The organism is Pseudomonas sp. FG43, assembly GCF_057809175.1.
In genome coordinates this window covers 42,227-60,276 of the sequence record NZ_JBMDJL010000020.1, presented here as the reverse complement: position 1 = coordinate 60,276, position 18,050 = coordinate 42,227, and the positions used below count along the sequence as shown (strand labels likewise).

Genomic DNA, 18,050 nt, shown 5'->3' with positions numbered 1-18,050 from the left:
TGCTGCCATACCGCATGACCCGCCAGTGAACACGAAGCAGTAAGTAAAACGTGCACCAAAGCTAATAACAATAAAACGAGGATTGATGGGATGAAGAAGATAAAGGCTAAATCGCTTTCCCGGTTCCAGTTGGTACGCAAGCTTTCGGTTGTGGGTGCGATGAGTCTGGCGGGCGGCGCTCATGCTGCCGATGCGTTCGATGCCAACTCACCGTGGATGACAGGTGACTGGGGCGGTACGCGCACCGAGTTGCTCGACAAGGGTTACGACTTTTCTCTGGAGTACGTCTCCGAGATGGCCAGCAACCTCAAGGGGGGCTATAACGACGACACCACGGGCCGTTACAGTGACCAGTTCGCTTTTGGCTTGAAAGTCGATCTGGAGAAGGCCTTTGGCCTGAAGGATGCCGAGTTCAAGCTGGCGATTACCGAACGTAGTGGTCGCAACATTTCCAATGACCGGATCGGTGATCCTCGTGCCGGCACGCTCAGTTCCTCGCAGGAAGTCTGGGGTCGTGGTCAGACCTGGCGTCTGACCCAGTTGTGGGTCAAGCAGAAGTATTTCGATGGCGTGCTGGACGTCAAGGCTGGCCGTTTCGGGCCGGGCGAAGACTTCAACTCCTTCCCGTGCGACTTCCAGAACCTGTCGTTCTGCGGCTCGCAGGTGGGTAACTACGTCAACACCTGGTACAACTGGCCAATCAGCCAGTGGGCCTTGCGCATCAAGTACAACATCACGCCTGAGGTCTATGCCCAGGTCGGTGTGTACGAACAGAACCCGTCTAACCTCGAAACCGGCAACGGCTTCAAGCTCAGCGGTAGCGGCACCAAGGGCATGATCCTGCCGGTTGAACTGGTCTGGACTCCGACCGTCAACTCGCTGCCTGGCGAATACCGTGTCGGTTTCTACAAGAGCACGCCTAATGCCGACGACGTCTATGAAGGTGCCGACGGTCAGGCTCAGCCGATCTCCGGTGGCGCGTTCAAATCTCATGACAGCAAACATGGCTGGTGGATCGTGGCCCAGCAGCAGTTGACGTCGCACAATGGCGATGCCTCCCGTGGTCTGAGCATCTTTGCCAACGCTACCGTGCATGACAAGGAAACCAACTTCGTCGATAACTACCAGCAGATCGGCCTGACCTACAAAGGTCCGTTCGATTCGCGTCCAAAGGATGACATCGGTATCGGTATCGCCCGTATCCACGTCAACGACGATGTGCAGGACCGTGTTCGTCTGGCCAACCAGCTTAGTGGCATCAACGACTACGACAACCCGGGCTACCTGCCGGTACAGGACACCGAGTACAACTCGGAAATCTACTACGGCTTCCACGTCACCAACTGGCTGACCGTGCGTCCCAACCTGCAATACATCAAGCATCCTGGCGGCGTGAGCCAGGTCGACGATGCCATTGTTGCGGGTCTGAAAATTCAGTCGAAGTTCTGATTTCATAAACCGATCAAGGTCGTGTGTGCTTTGCGGGCAGCCTGGCTGCCCGTTTTTTTATGGTCATGAATTCTTTTATTTTCAGAGGTGCGATTGGCGATGTCCCTCACGAACGCGCAGATGCTTGAGCACCCCTTGCAACGCTTTTTCACATCCCGACGTGCCCGCCCGACTTTCGAGTGGGAGCGCTATCAGCTACGCGATGTGCTGGTGATCGATCATCCCCAGTGCCAGGCCGTGTTCAGCCGCCAGGGCGGGCAGTTATTGCATTTCCAGCCTCGGGGTCAGAAACCCTGGCTCTGGTGTGCTGCGCAATGGCCGCAGGTCGGCGCCATTCGTGGTGGCGTGCCGGTCTGCTGGCCCTGGTATGGCCGTCATCCCAGTGAAAGCGGCTGGCCTGCCCATGGCTGGGCGCGTCTGCTCAACTGGAAGCTGATCGACAGCGCTGAAAGCGAAGTGGGCGTGACCCTGCACTGGCAATTGCAGCTCTGGGACTGGCAGGTCGATCTGCATGCCGAGCTGGGGCAGGGCATGGAGCTGCGTTTGAGTACCCGGCATGAGGACAGCGAACCTTGTCATTTCAGTCATGGGCTACATGCCTACTGGCGCATCAGCGATGTGGCTGGCGTGGCGCTGGAGGGGCTCGATGGCGCGCAGGGCTATGACAAGCTGAACCGACAGGCGTGTCAGCAGGAAGGCGAGCTGCGGGTTGCTGGAGGTTGCCAGAGGGTCTTTGAGCACTCCGGCGCCTTGCAGCTTCAGGACCGGGCCTGGAAGCGGCGTTTGCACATCGATACCAGCGACAGCCCGAGCACCGTGGTCTGGCATCCTGGCAGCAGGCCGTTATTGGGCGTCTGTGGCAGCGAAGCCAGCGGATTCGTCCGTGTTGAAGCGACTTCATGTGAGAGCGAACACGGAAGCCTGGAGCCGGGAGAGCAGGCGCAGATCAGGTTGCAGGCCTGTCTGGCTTGATGGGCCTGTGCCACCGGATGTGGGAGGGGCCTTGGCCGCGACGGCAATTTGAAGTGCGCCCCAAAAGTTTTTTCTGAACTCACCGGCCCTGTCGCGAGCAAGCTCCCTCCCACATAGAGGCAGGATTGGGCTTAGCCCTGATCCTCTGCCGGATACCGGCTGTCATTCAGGCTTTCCTTGATCTTGCGCAGGTGTGGCTGGAAGTCCACGCCACGGCGCAGGGTCATGCCGGTGGCCAGCACGTCGAGGACGGTGAGCTGGATGATCCGCGACGTCATCGGCATGTAGATATCGGTGTCTTCTGGCAGCGGGATATTCAGGCTGACGGTGCTGGCCTTGGCCAGGGGAGAGCCGGCAGCGGTGAGGCCCAGTACCGAGGCGCCATTGGCCCGCGCAATGCGTGCCACTTCCACCAGTTCACGGGTGCGACCGGTGTAGGAAATGATCACGAATAACTCACCGGTATGCGCCACCGAGGCGATCATGCGCTGCATCAGCACGTCGGCATGGGCGGTGACCGCCAGGTTGAAGCGGAAGAACTTGTGCTGTGCGTCCAGCGCCACGGGGGCCGAGGCGCCCAGGCCGAAGAAATGGATCTGGCGGGCCTGGATCAGCATGTCCACCGACTTGCTGATCAGGTTCGGGTCCAGTTGCTGGCAGGCGCTGTCCAGTGACGCGATGGCGCTACCAAAAATCTTCTGAGTGTAGGCCTCGGGGTTGTCGTCGGCTTCCACGGCGCGGCTGACATAGGCCGCACCGCTGGCCAGGCTTTGCGCCAGTTGCAGTTTCAGCTCGGGATAACCGCTGACGTTGAACGAGCGGCAAAAGCGGTTGACCGTCGGCTCGCTGACCTTTGCCGCCTGGGCGAGGGCCGCGATGCTGAGCCGCGTAGCCATCTGCGGGTTGAGCAGGATCACCTCGGCGACCTTGCGTTCAGCCTTGTTCAGCTCTTCGAGCCGACCCTGGATCTGCTCCAGGAGATTTCTTGCGCGGTCCATTAAAAGTCCTTGTCGCGGCTGATTAACCAACGGTTTTGTATTAGCTCTTTAGCCTGTAGCAAAGGTGGCCTATCGTACTGGTGGCCTGTGTTGATCACCACTGGAATATGGTTTTAGACAAAATGTTGTGGTTATTACTACATTCGGCCTTGAGTAACGCCTTTAAAAAAGGTATTTGTAGCCTAACTTGATAAAAGAACCAACATTATGCCCTCGATTACGGTTGAACCGTGCACTTTTGCCTTGTTTGGCGCCTTGGGTGACCTGGCAGTGCGCAAGCTGTTCCCGGCTCTTTACCAACTCGACCGCGCCGGATTACTGCATGAAGACACCCGGATTCTTGCCCTGGCGCGTGAACCTGGCACCGAGCAGTCGCATCTGGCGTACATCGAAAAATCCATGCGCCGCTTCATTCCCGAGGCTGAACTGGAGACGGATAACGTTGAGCGTTTCAAGTCGCGCCTGAGCTATCTGCACGTGGACTTCCTCAAAGGCGAGGATTATGTCGCGCTGGCCGAGCGTGTCGGTAATGCTGAAACGCTTATTGCCTACTTCGCGACACCTGCATCGGTCTACGGCGCCATCTGCGAGAACCTGGCCTCGGTCGGTCTGGCCGATCGTACCCGTGCCGTGCTGGAAAAGCCCATCGGTCATGATCTGGCGTCCTCGCGACGGGTCAATGATGCCGTCGCGCAGTTCTTCCCGGAAAACCGCGTCTACCGGATCGACCACTATCTGGGCAAGGACACGGTGCAAAACCTCATTGCCCTGCGTTTCGCCAATAGCCTGTTCGAGACGCAGTGGAACCAGAATCATATCTCCCACGTTGAAATCACCGTGGCCGAGAAGGTTGGCATCGAAGGCCGCTGGGGCTATTTCGATCAGGCCGGCCAGTTGCGCGACATGATCCAGAACCACTTGCTGCAACTGCTCTGCCTGATCGCCATGGACCCGCCCAGCGACCTGTCGGCCGACAGCATCCGCGACGAGAAGGTCAAGGTGCTCAAGGCGCTGGCACCGTTCACGCCCGAGCGTCTGGCGACCCAGGTGGTGCGTGGGCAATACACCGCCGGTTACAGCGAAGGCAAATCGGTGCCCGGCTATCTGGAGGAAGAAAACTCCAATACCCAGAGCGACACCGAAACCTTTGTGGCCCTGCGCGCCGACATCCGCAACTGGCGCTGGTCGGGTACGCCGTTCTACCTGCGCACCGGCAAGCGCATGCCGCAGAAGCTGTCGCAGATCGTGATCCACTTCAAAGAGCCGCCGCACTACATCTTTGCGCCTGAACAGCGCTTGCAGATCAGCAACCGCCTGATTATCCGCCTGCAGCCCGATGAGGGCATTTCCCTGCAAGTGATGACCAAGGATCAGGGGCTGGATAAAGGCATGCAGTTGCGCAGCGGCCCGTTGCAATTGAATTTTTCCGACACCTATCGCAGCGCCCGGGTCCCGGATGCCTATGAGCGGTTGTTGCTGGAAGTGATGCGCGGCAATCAGAACCTGTTTGTTCGCAAAGATGAGATCGAGTATGCGTGGCAATGGTGCGATCAGTTGATCGCTGGCTGGAAGAAGGCAGGCGATGCGCCCAAGCCTTATGCCGCCGGTTCCTGGGGACCTATGAGCTCCATTGCCCTGATTACTCGTGACGGGAGGTCGTGGTATGGCGATATGTGATCTTGAGCTGCCAGCAGGGCTGGTGGCACGCGAATTCGATAGCCCGCAACAGTTGGCCAGTGCGCTGGCTGGCAATGTGGCCGAGCGCCTGAAAGCGGCTATCGCCGCCAATGGCGTGGCGACCCTGGTGGTGTCCGGTGGACGCAGCCCGGTGGCGTTTTTCCAGAGCCTGGCTGAGCAGCCTGTTGACTGGTCCAAAGTGGTCATCAGCCTGGCTGACGAGCGCTGGGTTCCTGTCGAGCATGCCGACAGCAATGCTGGCCTGTTGCAGCGCCACTTGCTGCAAGGCCCGGTGGCCGAGGCGAAGTTCATTGGCCTGTACACGCCGGCCGCGAGCCTGGAAGAAGCGGCTCTGGCAGCCGATGAGATTCTGGCGCAGTTGCCAGCCATTGATGTGCTGATCCTGGGGATGGGCGACGACGGGCACACCGCGTCCCTGTTCCCCGGCAGCCCGAACCTTGCCCAGGCACTGGACCTGAATGACGAGCGCCGCTGCCTGCCGATGCTGGCCCCCAGCGTGCCGCATCAGCGCCTGACCCTGACTCGCCGCCTGCTGGCTTCGGCGCGTCACCCGATTCTTTCCGTGTCCGGCCAGGCCAAGCTCGACACTTTGCGCACGGCGCTGGCGGGCGATGACATTGCTCAACTGCCGGTCCGTGCCTTCCTCAACTCAACACTTGAGATTTACTGGTGCCCATAAGCAAAGGAACCGTCGCCATGACAACGAACGAAAATAATCAGCCGCGAAACAGCATGGCGAACAAGATTGCCCAGATCGACGAACTCTGCGCCAAGGCCAGAATCCTGCCGGTCATTACCATTGCCCGCGACGAGGATGTCCTGCCGCTGGCCGATGCCCTGGCGGCCGGTGGCCTGACAGCCCTGGAAATCACCTTGCGTTCAGCGTTTGGCCTGAGTGCGATCCGTATCCTGCGCGAGCAGCGCCCCGAATTGTGCGTGGGCGCGGGCACCGTGCTGGATCGCAAGATGCTGGCCGATGCCGAAGCGGCTGGCTCGCAATTCATCGTGACGCCCGGCAGCACTCATGACCTGCTGCAAGCGGCGGTCGATAGCCCGCTGCCGATGCTGCCCGGTATCAGCAGTGCCTCGGAAATCATGATCGGTTATGCCCTGGGCTATCGCCGTTTCAAACTGTTCCCGGCTGAAATCAGCGGCGGCGTGGCGGCGATCAAGGCCTTGGGCGGCCCGTTCAACGAAGTGCGTTTCTGCCCGACTGGCGGCGTGAATGCCGAGAACCTCAAAAGCTACATCGCACAGCCTAACGTGATGTGCGTGGGCGGGACCTGGATGATCGATAACGCCTGGGTCAAGAATGGCGACTGGGGTCGCATTCAGGAAGCCACGGCAGAGGCGCTTGCGTTGTTTGGCTGAACACTTGGCCTCGGGCATCAGGCGCGAGGCCTTTAAAGAAGTTGTTGTTGGTTTGTATGGTTTTGCGGTGCCCCCTGGTCCGGGGCGCCGCTTTTTTTTGCCTGCGTATCAAGGCCGCCTCGCGAATGAATTCGCTCCTGCAGCGTCCGGGTAGGAGACTTCAGTCGCGAAGAGACTGGCGAGGCCTTGTCCGCAGCGGGTCCAGCAGCGCGCTCAGGCCGTTATGGTCGATTTCCTGCATCAGGGCCAGCAGCCCACCCAGCTCGCCCTGTGGGAAACCTTCACGAGCGAACCAGTTCAGGTAATGGCCCGGCAGGTCGGCAATCAGCCGGCCCTTGTATTTGCCGAACGGCATTTCACGGGTGACCAGCAGTTTTAGTTTTTCCGGGTTCATGTGTAAGCCATCAGTAACGTAATGCAAATGAGAACCTGCCTGCATTCTGCATGCAGGCAAAACGACAGTTCATGCAGAAAGAGCGGGTGATGTATTGGCTGGTTTTTCTAAGTCATTGAAAAATATCTATAAAAAATAATGAAAGAAGCTGGCATGGGCTCTGCAATCACTAAGGTCAGCAACATTACTTTTCCACACTGCCTAGTAAGGATATTGAAATGACCGACGTCAATAAAGAATCCATTGACCTGCTCAACGATCTGATCGAAACCAGCAAAGACGGTCAAAAGGGCTTTGAAACCAGCGCTGAGGATCTGAAAAACCCTTTGCTCAAGAACTTTTTCCAGACCCGTGCTACCGAGTGCGGTGTCGCTGTCAGCGAGTTGCAGGCTGAAGTCCGGGCGCTGGGTGGCAAGCCGGAAACCAGTTCCAGCGCTGCTGGCTCTCTGCACCGCGTCTGGGTTGACCTCAAGTCAGCGCTGACCGGCAAGAGCGACGAAGCCATTCTCAATGAAGTGGAGCGTGGCGAGGATCATGCTCTGGAAGCCTACAAGAAAGCCCTGCAAAAGGCTCAGGAGAAATCCTTGCCTACCAACGTGGTTGCCCTTGTGCGCAAGCAGCTTGATGGCACCCAGCGCAATCACGATCAGGTCAAGGCCTTGCGTGATCAGGTGCGTCGCGCTTCCTGATAGCGGTTTGCCGCAGGCTTGAAGAAAAACGCCAGCCAGTCTGGCGTTTTTTGCGTTCAGCTCCGGGCGAACAGCCTCTGTTCCACTCTGTTGCGTCCATTGTTCTTGGCCTGATACAGCGCCTTGTCGGCCAGCCCGAACAGGGCTTCGAGCTTATTGTCCTGCTGGACGATCTGTGATGCGACACCAATGCTGACCGTGATCGATTGTGTGTCGTCGGTAAACGGAGGAATGGATTCGACTGCCAGACGGATCGACTCAGCCAATACCATCGCGCCCTGCAGATCGGTTTCAGGCAGCACCACGACAAACTCCTCGCCACCATAGCGTGCGGCTATATCGCCAGGGCGACGGATATTGCGTGAAATGGTGTAGGCGACCTTGCGCAGTGCTTCATCTCCGCCTTGATGGCCATGACTTTCGTTGAAGGCCTTGAAATGGTCCACATCGATCATCAACAGCGACAGTGGCTTGCCGGAGCGCAGCGCTCGCGCCCATTCGATCTCCAGCGCATCATCGAGCTGACGCCGGTTTGCCAGCCCGGTCAGGCCATCGGTCGCGGCGAGGCTGGCCAGTTTGTCTTCAGCCATGTGGCGGCGGCGCAGTTCACGGCACAGCAGCAAGGTCAGCCAGACAATCCCGATGCACAGCACACCAGTGGCGCTGCCCACCAGCCAGGCATTGCGTCTCCAGACCGCATACACCTCTTCCTCGGCCTGACCGATCACAACAATCAGTTGTAAATCGCCGACACGGGAAAAGGTATAGAAGCGCATGGCCTTGAGCTGGGATGACATGGCGGTGAAGCTGCCGGTGCCTTCCTGCACGATACGCTTGAAGTTTTCCGAGGCGCTGTAATCCTTCCCCGTCAGGTCCTGGCCTTCAATATCTGGGTAGCGGACCAGCATGGTGCCCTGTGCCGTGATCAGGCTGATGCTGCTGCCTTTTTCCAGCACCTGGCTCTTGAACAGTTGCTTGAAGTAAATCAGCCGTATGACGCCACTGGCGACGCCTTCGAATTCGCCATTGGGGCCAGACATGCGACGGCTGAGGCTGATGCACCAATCCGGATTGCCCCAGCGTGTCTTGAACGGACCGCTTACGTGCAGGCCCTGGGACGGGTTTTTCAGGTGGCTCTGGAAATAGGCACGATCTGAAAAGTTATCGTTACGCGGCGTCACCGACAAAGAGTCCGCAATAATCTTTCCGGTTTTATCCAGCAGCACCATATCGCCCTTGAACGGCGCTATTGTGGAGCGATCAAACAGGACAAGCTGTCGCAGTTCCGGCGAAATGTCTGGCAGGTCCGGACGCTTCCACGACTTGAGGATGCCTTGTAATGAAGTGTCATACAGCTCGGCATTGCGCAGTACATCGGCATTGATCAATTGAACGATATTGGAGGCTGTACGGGCCGCTGACAATGTTGCGTCAGAACGCTCACGCGCCAGCAGGAACGCGACAATGAGCAGTATGGCCAGCATGGACAGCGAGCTTCCACAGATCAGCACGTTCTCGGAACGAGTCCATTTATATTTTGCAGATTGCACGGGCACAGGAGAATTCATCGCAGCCGTTGTATGTCCAAAACAGGGCGGTTCGGGCCGGGATATATATCACGCTCTTTATGAAAATATATGAATTAATTCAAGTAAGGACGGGTTTTTCGGGGGCAGCACAGTGAATAAGAATATTTCATTAGTGTGCTGTTTGTTGGCGTGGTTTTTATGACGCTGAGTTAGAGCGGTAAGTGGATTCCGAACGTATTGAAACCCTGCTCGCTTTTCACAAAGACGGTTCCGCCGTGCATCAGCGCAATGGCTTTGACGATCGCCAGCCCCAGGCCATGATTGGCGCCGCTGTTGCTGCGTGATGCATCTACCCGATAGAACCGCTCGAACAGCCGGGGCAGATGTTCTCCCGGTATTTGTGGGCCGGGGTTGGCGACGCCGATACTGACATGCCCGCTGCCTGGCTGAATGTCCACGCGAATCACTTCACCCGGCTCGGTATGTTGCACCGCATTGTGCAGCAGATTGATCAGGGCCCGGCGAAGATGGGATTTTTCGATAGGCACGCTGGCGTCACCTTGCACATCGACTTTGACCTGAGCGTCTTCAAGGATGAAATCCAGGTAATCGAGGGTAGTGGCGACTTCCTGAGCAAGAGAGGAGCAGGTCAGCTCAGTGACTTTACTGCCCTGATCGGCACTGGCCAGGAACAGCATGTCGTTGATGATCGAGCGCAGCCGCTCCAGTTCTTCAAGGTTCGATTGCAGCACCTCGAAATAATGCTCGGCCGAGCGACCGCGAGTCAGTGCTACCTGAGTCTGGCCGATGAGGTTGGTCAGCGGTGAGCGCAGTTCATGGGCCACATCGGCGTTGAAAGACTCAAGCCGCGAATAGGCCTGTTCGACACGCTCCAGCGTCGAATTGAAAGAGGTGACGAACTGTTCCAGCTCTGGAGGCAATGGCGACATTTGCAGGCGACCGGACAAATGCGGCGGTGACAGTTTCTGGGCCTCCCACGAAAGGCTGGCCAGCGGTCGCAAGCCAATGCGCGCCACCCAGTAGCCCAGCACTGAAGCCAGGGCAATCCCGACGACTGCCAGGCTGATCAGCGCAATCAGCAGCGAGTGCTGTGTATGCCAGAACGTTTCCGTGTCGATGGCTGTCATGAAGCGCAGCGTGGGGCGCTGGTCCTTGGCCGGAAACTCGCTGACCAGTACCTTGAAAGGATACGGGTGATCGGCCAGTTTCAGGTCGCGCATGCCCAGTGGACCGTGGGCAAAATTGCGGATCTCGGCGCTCGGGCGACCATACTCATAGACCGGATCGTCGCTGACGACCCAGAAGCGGATACGCTTGTCTTCTTCGCTCAGCAAGGTGAGCTTGTTCTTGATCTTGCCCCAGTGCTCGGGGTTGCCGAAGCGACTGACTGCCGACTCCAGCACACTGTAGCGCGCATCCACTTCGGCTTTGGGCAGCAGGTCCAGGCTCTTGTCGACTTGCAGGTACAAGGCCCAGCCGATCAGCAGAAACACCCCGAAGGCGACCAGCGCGAACAGGCTGCTCAGGCGCAAGGCGATGGAGTCAGTCCGCACCACGGTTCTCCAGCACGTAGCCCATGCCGCGAATGGTGTGCAGCAGTTTCTGTTCGTGTGGGCCGTCCAGCTTGGCGCGCAGACGCTTGATCGCGACTTCCACGACATTGGCGTCGCTGTCGAAATTGATGTCCCAGACCATCTCGGCAATGGCGGTCTTGGACAGAATCTCGCCCTGACGTCGGGCCAGCACGCTGAGCAGCGAGAACTCCTTGGCTGTCAGTTCCAGGCGTACGCCGGAGCGCGTGGCCTTGCGGCTGATCAGGTCGATCCACAGGTCGGCGATGCTGATCTGCACCGGTTCATGGCCGCCGCTGCGCCGGGTCAGCGCTTGCAGGCGTGCGACCAGTTCCAGGAAGGAAAACGGTTTGCCCAGATAATCGTCTGCACCTTCGCGCAGGCCGCGAATCCGGTCATCGACCTGCTCGCGTGCGGTCAGCATGATCACGGGTGTCTGCTTCTTTGCCCGCAATGCGCGCAGCACGCCAAAGCCATCAAGGCCTGGCAGCATGACATCGAGGATGATGACTTCGTATTCGTTTTCCAGGGCATGGTGCAGCCCTTCGATACCGTCCCGGGCCAGATCCACGGTATAGCCTTGTTCGGTCAGGCCGCGATGCAGGTAATCCGCTGTTTTCTCTTCGTCTTCGATAATCAGCACGCGCATGGGACGACTCTCACTTGTGGATGGCCAGCGCTGGCGCAGGCTCTGGCTGGCGGCGATGGAACAGCCGCTCCAGTTGCAGATAGATGACCGGCGTGGTGAACAGCGTCAGCATCTGGCTGACCAGCAGGCCGCCGACCACTGCAATCCCCAGTGGCTGGCGCAGTTCGGCACCGACCCCGAAGCCGAGCATCAACGGCAGCGCGCCGAGCAGGGCGGCGAGGGTGGTCATGATAATCGGACGAAAGCGTGTCATGCAGGCTTCATAGATTGCTTCCCGTGGCGTCAGACCTTGTTCACGCTGGGCTTCAAGTGCGAAGTCCACCAGCAGGATGCCGTTTTTCTTGACGATGCCGATCAGCAGCACCACACCGATCAGCGCCATGATCGAGAAGTCCTGGCCCATCATCCACAGCAACAACAGCGCGCCGATGCCCGCCGAGGGCAGGGTGGAAATGATGGTCAGCGGGTGGACGAAACTCTCGTAAAGCACACCCAGAATGATATACACCGCCACCAGCGCCGCCAGAATCAGCCATGGCTGGTTGGCCAGTGAACTCTGGAATGCCTGGGCTGCGCCCTGGAAGTTGCCGATGATCGCCGCCGGCATGGCGATTTCTTTCTTGGCTTCATCCAGCATGCGTACTGCATCGCCCAACGCCACGCCCGAGGCCAGGTTGAAGGACAGGTTGGCGGCCGGGAACATGCCGTCATGGCTGATGGACAGCGGCCCCATGGTCGGCGCACTGACCTTGGCCAGTGCCGACAGCGGCACCATCTCGTTGGTCAACGGCGAGCGCAGGTAGAAGTAGTTCAGGCTCTCGGCCTTGCCGCGCTGTTGTGCGTCCAGCTCCAGCACGACCTTGTACTGGTTGACCTCGGTCTGGAATTCACTGATCTGCCGCTGGCCGAAGGCGTCGTAGAGCGCCTGATCGACATCGGCGGTGGTCAGCCCGAAACGCGAGGCGGCGCTGCGGTCGATTTCGATATGGGTCACGCTGCCGCCCAGTTGCAGGTCGTTGGACAGGTCGCGGAATGCCGGATTGCTGCGCAGTTTTTCGGTCAGGCGCTGGGTCCAGGTATTGAGCAGGTCGCCATCGTTGCTCTTGAGCACATATTGATACTGGCTACGGCTGGGGCCGGAACTGAGGTTGATGTCCTGGCCGGCGCGCAGGTAAAGAACGATGCCGGGGACCTTGGCCAGTTTCGGACGCAGGCGGTCGATGAACTCATTGACCGACACATCGCGCTGGGCTCGGGGCTTGAGAGAAATCCAGAAGCGGCCGTTGGCGATGGTCTGGTTGTTGCCGCTGACCCCGACCGAATGCGAGAACGCCAGCACCGCCGGGTCGGCCCCGACGATCTTTGCCAGCTCCAGGTGTTTTTTCACCATGTCCGGATAGGAAATATCGGCTGCGGCTTCGGTGGTCCCCAGAGCGAATGCGGTGTCCTGGACCGGGAAGAAACCCTTGGGAATGACCACATAACCGACAACCGCGAGGACCAGCGTCAGGCCGAAGACCCCGAGCGTCAGACGCTGGTGAGCCAGAGCCTTGCGCAAGCCGCGCTCATAGAGCGCCAGCAGCCGCTCGCCAAAGCCCGGTTTCTGATGCTGGCTGTGCTTGGGGGCGCGCATGAACATGGCGGCGAGCGTTGGAGCCAGTGTCAGGGAAACCACGACGGAAATCAGAATGGTCGCCGTGGCTGTCAGGGCGAACTCCTTGAACAGTCGCCCGACCACGCCGCCCATGAACAACAGCGGAATGAAGGCAGCCACCAGAGAGAAACTGATCGATACCACCGTGAAGCCGATTTCCCCCGAGCCCTTGATCGCCGCCTCACGCATGCCTTGGCCTGCTTCAAGATGGCGATGGATGTTTTCCACCACGACAATCGCATCGTCCACCACGAAGCCGACGGCCACCACAATCGCAACCAGCGTCAGGTTATTCAGGCTGAAGCCCATGACGTACATCATCGCAAAGCTGGCAACCAGCGACACGCCCAGTACGCTGCTGACGATCAGCGTGGCCGACAGCTGGCGCAGGAACAGTGCCATGACTGCGATCACCAGCAACACGGCGATCAGCAGGGTCAGCTCGACTTCATGCAGCGAGGCGCGGATGGTGCGGGTCCGGTCGTTGAGGACCGAGACGTCTACTGACGCGGGCAGCATTTCCTGCAAGCGTGGCAGTTCGCGTTGAATGCGGTCCACGGTATCCACAATGTTGGCGCCGGGCTGGCGGAAAATCGCGATGTTGACGCCCTGCTGGTCGCCGGACCAGGTCTTGACGTAAGCGTTTTCCGAACCGTTGATGACTCTCGCCACATCCTTGAGGTGGACGGGGGCGCCGTCCTTGTAGGAAACGATCAACTGCGCGTAGTCCTGCGGCTTGAACAACTGATCGTTGGAGGACAGCGTGGAAATACTGTCCTTGCCATACAAGGCACCTTTGGCCAGGTTCAGGCTGGTCTGTTGCACGGACTGGCGTATATCCGCCAGGGTCAGGCCCAGTGCGGCGAGTTTTTCCGGTGCAGCCTGGATACGGATCGCCGGGCGTTGCTGACCGGCGATGGCAACTTGTCCCACGCCTTCTATCTGGCTGAGCTGGCGGGCCAGAAGGGTTTCGGTGATGTCACTCAGTTCGGTGCCGGGCATCAGGTTGGAGCTGACACTCAGGATCAGCACCGGGCTGTCGGCCGGGTTGACCTTGCGCCAGGTCGGCAGGTTCGGCAGGTCGGCGGGCAAGCGGCCAGCGGCCGTATTGATGGCGGCCTGGACCTCCTGGGCGGCGGTATCGATGCTTTTGTTGAGTGTGAATTGCAGCGTCAGGTTGGTCGACCCCAGCGCACTGCTGGAGGTCATTTGTGTCATGCCCGGTATCGCGCTGAACTGCACTTCAAGGGGCGTGGCGACCGAAGAAGCCATGGTTTCCGGGCTGGCGCCGGGAAGCTGCGCGTTGACCTGGATCGTCGGAAATTCCGCTTCGGGCAGCGGGGCAATGGGCAGGCGCGGGAAGGCGATGACACCCAGCAGCACCAGAGCGAACGTCAGCAGTAGAGTGGCGACCGGATGATCGATGCACCAGGCCGAAATGGAACCCTGGCCCTTCATTTAGCACTCCCCACTTTGAGCAGGGGAGGCTGAGGCGACTCATTCACGACTTCGATCCGCACGCCCGGCTTGAGTCGGGATTGACCGTCGCTGACCAGTACATCACCGGCACTTGGCCCGCTGATCAGAGTCAGGTCGCTATCCTGATAAAGCACGGTGACGGGCACGACTTCGACTTTCTGTTCGCTCGTCACCCTGTAGACATAATGCTGATCGATACCGCGCTGCACGACTTGAGGCGGAACCTTGAGCGAGTTGCGTTCGATGCCGGTCTGGATTTTTACCGTGACCAGTTGCCCGGGCCAGAGTTTTTCCTCGGCGTTGTCGAACTGTGCCTTGGCGCGAATGGTGCCGGTGGTGGCCGAGACCTGGTTATCGATCAAGGCCAGTTTGCCTTCACCCAGCAGCGTGCCGTTGGCGCCATCGCCCAGATAAGCCTTGACCGTCGCCGAGGTGGTGTTCGCGGTCAGGCTCTGCAAAGTGGGCAGCATCTGTTGCGGCAGGGAGAACTCGACCGCTACCGGGTTTATCTGGGTAACGGAAAACATTCCGGCGGTATCGCTGACGCGCAGGAAGTTGCCTTCATCCACATTGCGAATCCCGACCCGGCCTGTCACTGGCGAGCGAATCTGAGTGTGGGAAAGCTGGACCTGTGCGGCATTGATCGTTGCCTGATTACCCAGCACGGTGGCACTGAGCTGGCGAACCAGGGCCTGTTGCTGATCGAAGGTCTGCCTGGAAATGCCATTGTCGTCAGTGAGCTGGCGGTAGCGCTTGAGGTCCACTTGCGCCACATCCAGTTGCGCCTGGCTCTGGGCCAGTTGTGCCTTGGCCTGTTCGAGTGCCGCACGAATCGAGCGATCATCCAGGGTTGCCAGCAGGTCGCCGGCCTTGACCGATTGCCCTTCCTTGACCAGCAGGCGGGTGAGGATGCCGTCTACCTGCGGGCGAATCACTACGCTTTGCAAGGACAGCACCGAACCTATTCCGGTTACGAAGCGCGGTACGTCTTCGGCACTGACACTGATCACTTTGACCGGCACGGCGACCGGGGTGCTTATCTTGGCAGCAGCAGGGCGAGTCAGGTTCCAGGCGGCAATCGCGGCAAGCGTTGCAAGGGTGGCCACAATAATGACGATTCTGGTCTGTTTACGCATGTGAAGGAGGCGCCGGGAGGGTCAAGTGAGAAACCGCAATGTCAGGTGTTCCTTATAACGGGTAAATCCGGTCAGTAGAATGACTTTTAGCTGTCAGAAATGTCAGCAAGCGTCATGTGAAAGGCACAGCATCAAGAAAAGCCCGCTTCGGGCGATATCTGGTTTATAGGTTGAACTGGAAAACGCTTGAATCGCTCATGGTGCGTGTGCGGAAAGTTATTGCAGATACGGTGCAGGCATTTCGCACTTCTATGAGAAAAGTCCTACGTGTGCGTGTGATTTTTCTGGCGGTTAATCCTTTCGTCGACTTAACTGAAATCTGTCAGATGATCAAACGGAGTGTTGCCATGAAGAGCGAGGCGTCGGTTTGTAGATGTTTTCTGGAAGCTCTGTCCAAAGCTCGAAGAGTGGCTGCCGCGATGGTTATTCCCGGGCTGTTCCTGGCTGTTCCTGTAACGGTGCAGGCGGAGGCGCTGAGGTTTCACGGCAAAGTTGTCAATACCGGCTGTGATATCGTGCAGGCCTCTGCTGTCGGGCCTGGCAATGATGTCCGGTATGTCCAGGTTTCCGGTATCACGTTCCAGATGAGTACCTCGCGCAATGCATGCAGCGATAAAGCCATTCCGTTCAGCACGCAGTACCAAGTGTTGTCATCCACTTCATTGCAGGCAACCCTACAGAATCAGAGTAAAAACCAGACAGGGTTGTTAATAATTACCTACCAGTAACTATTTCCCTTCTCTCCAACCGTCACGTTTGCCAATGTGACGGTTTTTTTATGCCTGAAAAACAGAAAAGTGTTTTTATCCAAATGCAATCTTTGGTTGACTCTTTTAGTGGGTTTTTCTGCGACATCCTTGAATTATATGGCGTGTAGGCTGTTTTTTACTTTTCCTACAGAAAAGTACTTCACGTTAAATCTTTTTATCTCGCGTTTCAAAGTCATTGGCCTGACAGCGGCGAAAAAGTCCGGGACCTATAGTGCTCGCCGTCCGATAGTGGGCACACACGAAATAACACAAGGAATGTCGTTGGTATGAAAAAGTTTTCTCTCACGTTGGCTGTAATGGGTGTACTGGGTTTGGGTACCGCAAACATGGCTAATGCGGCCAACAACGGTAAGTTGATATTCAATGGAACATTGACCAATATTTCCTGTGATGTTGCTCCGGGTACCGGTGTCAGCCCTGGCACCAACCCTGGTGAGATCAATGTCGATCTTGGAAATGTTTCGTTTTCCGATATCGGTCTTTCGAGTGAAAGCAAGCTTGAAACGGCGATGCCCATTCAGTTGCTGGTCAACTGCAGCGCGGGTGCCGATCAATACAACATGGTGAAGATGCGCTTTACCGCCCGTAATGGCAGTGGTCTGGATAACAATGATTCAAAACTGTTGCGCACTACCGGTGCAGCGGACGGTGTCGGCATTGGTTTGCTTAACGCATCCAATGTACTTATGGATCTGAGCGGTAACGAAACTATCGACAACACCCTGATCAAGGACGGCGCGGGTGGTGCGACGGCAGAAATCAACTTCGGTGCTGTCTATGTCCTCAATGGCACGCCAACCAATCCGGGTAATGCCGATGGTTTCATGCCTTTCGTGCTGGACTACGAGTGATGAAACGGCAGGGTGAGCGTTGCTCGCCCTGCCTCATGCCGAACTCAAAGCGAATGCTCCCATGTCTTTTACCTATTTTCGCTCTGCCGTACTTCTTGCGGTGGGGTTATGGATGTCCGTCGTCGAGGCGGGCATTGTGCTCAACACTACACGGGTCGTTTATCAGGGCGGTGACAAGGAAGCCAGTTTTGGCGTACACAACAGCGGCGGAGGGGAGATTCTCCTGCAATCCTGGCTTGAGGCTCCGGCTACGGAGTCCGTTGCGGCCAATGCCGTGGCTGCAAAACTGCCTTTTGTCGTGACGCCGACCCTTGCCCGGATGGCCGGTGGCAGCAAGCAATTGCTGCGTATCATCTATGCCGGTTCCGGTTTGCCGCAAGACCGCGAATCAGTGCTCTGGCTCAATGTGCAGGAGATTCCCCAGACGGCATCGGAAAACACATTGCAGATCGCGATACGCCAGCGCATCAAGGTTTTCTTCCGGCCCCAGGGCCTGCCGGGCGACCCGACGGTTGCCCCGGAGACGTTGCGCTGGCGGCTACTCAAGGGGGATATCCTGGAGGTGGAAAATCCGGGTCCTTACCATGTATCGATGCTCAAACTGTCCACCCGCCAGGGCGGCAAGGAACTGGCCAGCCTTGAAAGCCAGATGCTTTCGCCGGGCCAGAGCCTGCGTCTGACGTTGATGCACAGGTCCGCTGGCGGGCCAGTGTCGCTAAGTTTTATCAGCATCAACGACTTCGGTGGGCAAGTTCCTTATCAAGCGACCTTGAAGGGGGAACAAATCACTCTGGCCAGTAAAGCCCGATAGCGATAACT

At 58.1% G+C, this 18,050-nt stretch carries 16 protein-coding genes; 9 read left to right on the top strand and 7 right to left on the bottom strand.

The window, feature by feature from the left end; translation table 11 throughout:
- Positions 1-90: 90 nt before the first annotated feature.
- On the top strand, positions 91-1,449 hold the full coding sequence (locus ACODS3_RS20830; RefSeq protein ID WP_201018036.1) for a carbohydrate porin: 1,359 nt from the start codon (positions 91-93) through the stop codon (positions 1,447-1,449).
- 120 nt (positions 1,450-1,569) lie between these two features.
- On the top strand, positions 1,570-2,421 hold the full coding sequence (locus ACODS3_RS20825) for a D-hexose-6-phosphate mutarotase (RefSeq protein ID WP_489036120.1): 852 nt from the start codon (positions 1,570-1,572) through the stop codon (positions 2,419-2,421).
- Positions 2,422-2,552: 131 nt separating this feature from the next.
- Here ACODS3_RS20825 and ACODS3_RS20820 read toward each other — a convergent pair whose 3' ends face one another.
- The gene (locus tag ACODS3_RS20820) at positions 2,553-3,419 is read right to left on the bottom strand and encodes a MurR/RpiR family transcriptional regulator (protein WP_201005971.1); all 867 of its coding nucleotides are present in this window, start codon (positions 3,417-3,419) and stop codon (positions 2,553-2,555) included.
- Positions 3,420-3,626: 207 nt separating this feature from the next.
- On the opposite strand from ACODS3_RS20820, the gene zwf reads away from it, so the two are divergent.
- From zwf to ACODS3_RS20805, 3 genes are read left to right on the top strand one after another with little or no spacing between them, the layout of a single operon-like run.
- Complete coding sequence (zwf, locus tag ACODS3_RS20815) at positions 3,627-5,096, top strand: glucose-6-phosphate dehydrogenase (RefSeq protein ID WP_201005968.1); 1,470 nt, start codon at positions 3,627-3,629, stop codon at positions 5,094-5,096.
- Complete coding sequence (gene pgl, locus ACODS3_RS20810) at positions 5,083-5,796, top strand: 6-phosphogluconolactonase (RefSeq protein WP_201018034.1); 714 nt, start codon at positions 5,083-5,085, stop codon at positions 5,794-5,796. The genes zwf and pgl overlap by 14 nt, the downstream gene beginning before the upstream one ends.
- A gap of 17 nt (positions 5,797-5,813) precedes the next feature.
- The gene (locus ACODS3_RS20805) at positions 5,814-6,488 is read left to right on the top strand and encodes a bifunctional 4-hydroxy-2-oxoglutarate aldolase/2-dehydro-3-deoxy-phosphogluconate aldolase (protein WP_489036070.1); all 675 of its coding nucleotides are present in this window, start codon (positions 5,814-5,816) and stop codon (positions 6,486-6,488) included.
- Positions 6,489-6,648: 160 nt separating this feature from the next.
- Here the strand turns inward: ACODS3_RS20805 and ACODS3_RS20800 are convergent, their stop codons facing one another.
- Complete coding sequence (locus tag ACODS3_RS20800) at positions 6,649-6,882, bottom strand: DUF3820 family protein (protein ID WP_025258777.1); 234 nt, start codon at positions 6,880-6,882, stop codon at positions 6,649-6,651.
- Positions 6,883-7,100: 218 nt separating this feature from the next.
- On the opposite strand from ACODS3_RS20800, the gene ACODS3_RS20795 reads away from it, so the two are divergent.
- Positions 7,101-7,571, top strand: coding sequence for a ferritin-like domain-containing protein (locus ACODS3_RS20795; RefSeq protein WP_201018033.1), 471 nt, complete (start codon positions 7,101-7,103; stop codon positions 7,569-7,571).
- Positions 7,572-7,627: 56 nt separating this feature from the next.
- Here ACODS3_RS20795 and ACODS3_RS20790 read toward each other — a convergent pair whose 3' ends face one another.
- From ACODS3_RS20790 to ACODS3_RS20770, 5 genes are all read right to left on the bottom strand, one after another.
- Positions 7,628-9,139: a sensor domain-containing diguanylate cyclase gene (locus ACODS3_RS20790; RefSeq protein WP_489036068.1), complete on the bottom strand. Its 1,512-nt coding sequence runs from the start codon at positions 9,137-9,139 to the stop codon at positions 7,628-7,630.
- Between the two features lie 170 nt (positions 9,140-9,309).
- On the bottom strand, positions 9,310-10,674 hold the full coding sequence (locus tag ACODS3_RS20785; protein WP_489036066.1) for a heavy metal sensor histidine kinase: 1,365 nt from the start codon (positions 10,672-10,674) through the stop codon (positions 9,310-9,312).
- Positions 10,664-11,341, bottom strand: coding sequence for a heavy metal response regulator transcription factor (locus ACODS3_RS20780; RefSeq protein ID WP_489036064.1), 678 nt, complete (start codon positions 11,339-11,341; stop codon positions 10,664-10,666). The genes ACODS3_RS20785 and ACODS3_RS20780 overlap by 11 nt, the downstream gene beginning before the upstream one ends.
- A 10-nt stretch (positions 11,342-11,351) precedes the next feature.
- Positions 11,352-14,453, bottom strand: coding sequence for a multidrug efflux RND transporter permease subunit (locus tag ACODS3_RS20775; protein ID WP_304575455.1), 3,102 nt, complete (start codon positions 14,451-14,453; stop codon positions 11,352-11,354).
- Positions 14,450-15,610 (bottom strand): efflux RND transporter periplasmic adaptor subunit, encoded by a 1,161-nt coding sequence (locus ACODS3_RS20770; protein ID WP_201018029.1) that lies wholly within the window; start codon positions 15,608-15,610, stop codon positions 14,450-14,452. Before ACODS3_RS20770 ends, ACODS3_RS20775 begins: the two co-directional genes overlap by 4 nt.
- A 116-nt stretch (positions 15,611-15,726) precedes the next feature.
- Here ACODS3_RS20770 and ACODS3_RS20765 point away from each other — a divergent pair, with 116 nt between their 5' ends.
- The 3 genes from ACODS3_RS20765 to ACODS3_RS20755 all read left to right on the top strand — a co-directional run bounded on the left by ACODS3_RS20765 (position 15,727) and on the right by ACODS3_RS20755 (position 18,042).
- Positions 15,727-16,338: a hypothetical protein gene (locus ACODS3_RS20765; RefSeq protein ID WP_489036062.1), complete on the top strand. Its 612-nt coding sequence runs from the start codon at positions 15,727-15,729 to the stop codon at positions 16,336-16,338.
- A 308-nt stretch (positions 16,339-16,646) separates the two neighbouring features.
- Positions 16,647-17,231, top strand: a complete 585-nt coding sequence (locus ACODS3_RS20760) for a fimbrial protein (RefSeq protein WP_201005956.1) — start codon at positions 16,647-16,649, stop codon at positions 17,229-17,231.
- A 61-nt stretch (positions 17,232-17,292) separates the two neighbouring features.
- Positions 17,293-18,042 carry a fimbrial biogenesis chaperone gene (locus tag ACODS3_RS20755; protein ID WP_489036060.1) on the top strand — a complete coding sequence of 250 codons (750 nt, stop codon included), beginning with the start codon at positions 17,293-17,295 and terminating at the stop codon, positions 18,040-18,042.
- Positions 18,043-18,050: the final 8 nt, after the last annotated feature.

Coding starts and splice junctions, on each gene's coding strand:
- ACODS3_RS20830 (WP_201018036.1), top strand. CDS start 91: ATGAAGAAGATAAAGGCTAAATCGCTTTCCCGGTTCCAGTTGGTACGC.
- ACODS3_RS20825 (WP_489036120.1), top strand. CDS start 1,570: ATGCTTGAGCACCCCTTGCAACGCTTTTTCACATCCCGACGTGCCCGC.
- ACODS3_RS20820 (WP_201005971.1), bottom strand. CDS start 3,419: ATGGACCGCGCAAGAAATCTCCTGGAGCAGATCCAGGGTCGGCTCGAA.
- zwf (WP_201005968.1), top strand. CDS start 3,627: ATGCCCTCGATTACGGTTGAACCGTGCACTTTTGCCTTGTTTGGCGCC.
- pgl (WP_201018034.1), top strand. CDS start 5,083: ATGGCGATATGTGATCTTGAGCTGCCAGCAGGGCTGGTGGCACGCGAA.
- ACODS3_RS20805 (WP_489036070.1), top strand. CDS start 5,814: ATGACAACGAACGAAAATAATCAGCCGCGAAACAGCATGGCGAACAAG.
- ACODS3_RS20800 (WP_025258777.1), bottom strand. CDS start 6,882: ATGAACCCGGAAAAACTAAAACTGCTGGTCACCCGTGAAATGCCGTTC.
- ACODS3_RS20795 (WP_201018033.1), top strand. CDS start 7,101: ATGACCGACGTCAATAAAGAATCCATTGACCTGCTCAACGATCTGATC.
- ACODS3_RS20790 (WP_489036068.1), bottom strand. CDS start 9,139: ATGAATTCTCCTGTGCCCGTGCAATCTGCAAAATATAAATGGACTCGT.
- ACODS3_RS20780 (WP_489036064.1), bottom strand. CDS start 11,341: ATGCGCGTGCTGATTATCGAAGACGAAGAGAAAACAGCGGATTACCTG.
- ACODS3_RS20775 (WP_304575455.1), bottom strand. CDS start 14,453: ATGAAGGGCCAGGGTTCCATTTCGGCCTGGTGCATCGATCATCCGGTC.
- ACODS3_RS20770 (WP_201018029.1), bottom strand. CDS start 15,610: ATGCGTAAACAGACCAGAATCGTCATTATTGTGGCCACCCTTGCAACG.
- ACODS3_RS20760 (WP_201005956.1), top strand. CDS start 16,647: ATGAAAAAGTTTTCTCTCACGTTGGCTGTAATGGGTGTACTGGGTTTG.
- ACODS3_RS20755 (WP_489036060.1), top strand. CDS start 17,293: ATGTCTTTTACCTATTTTCGCTCTGCCGTACTTCTTGCGGTGGGGTTA.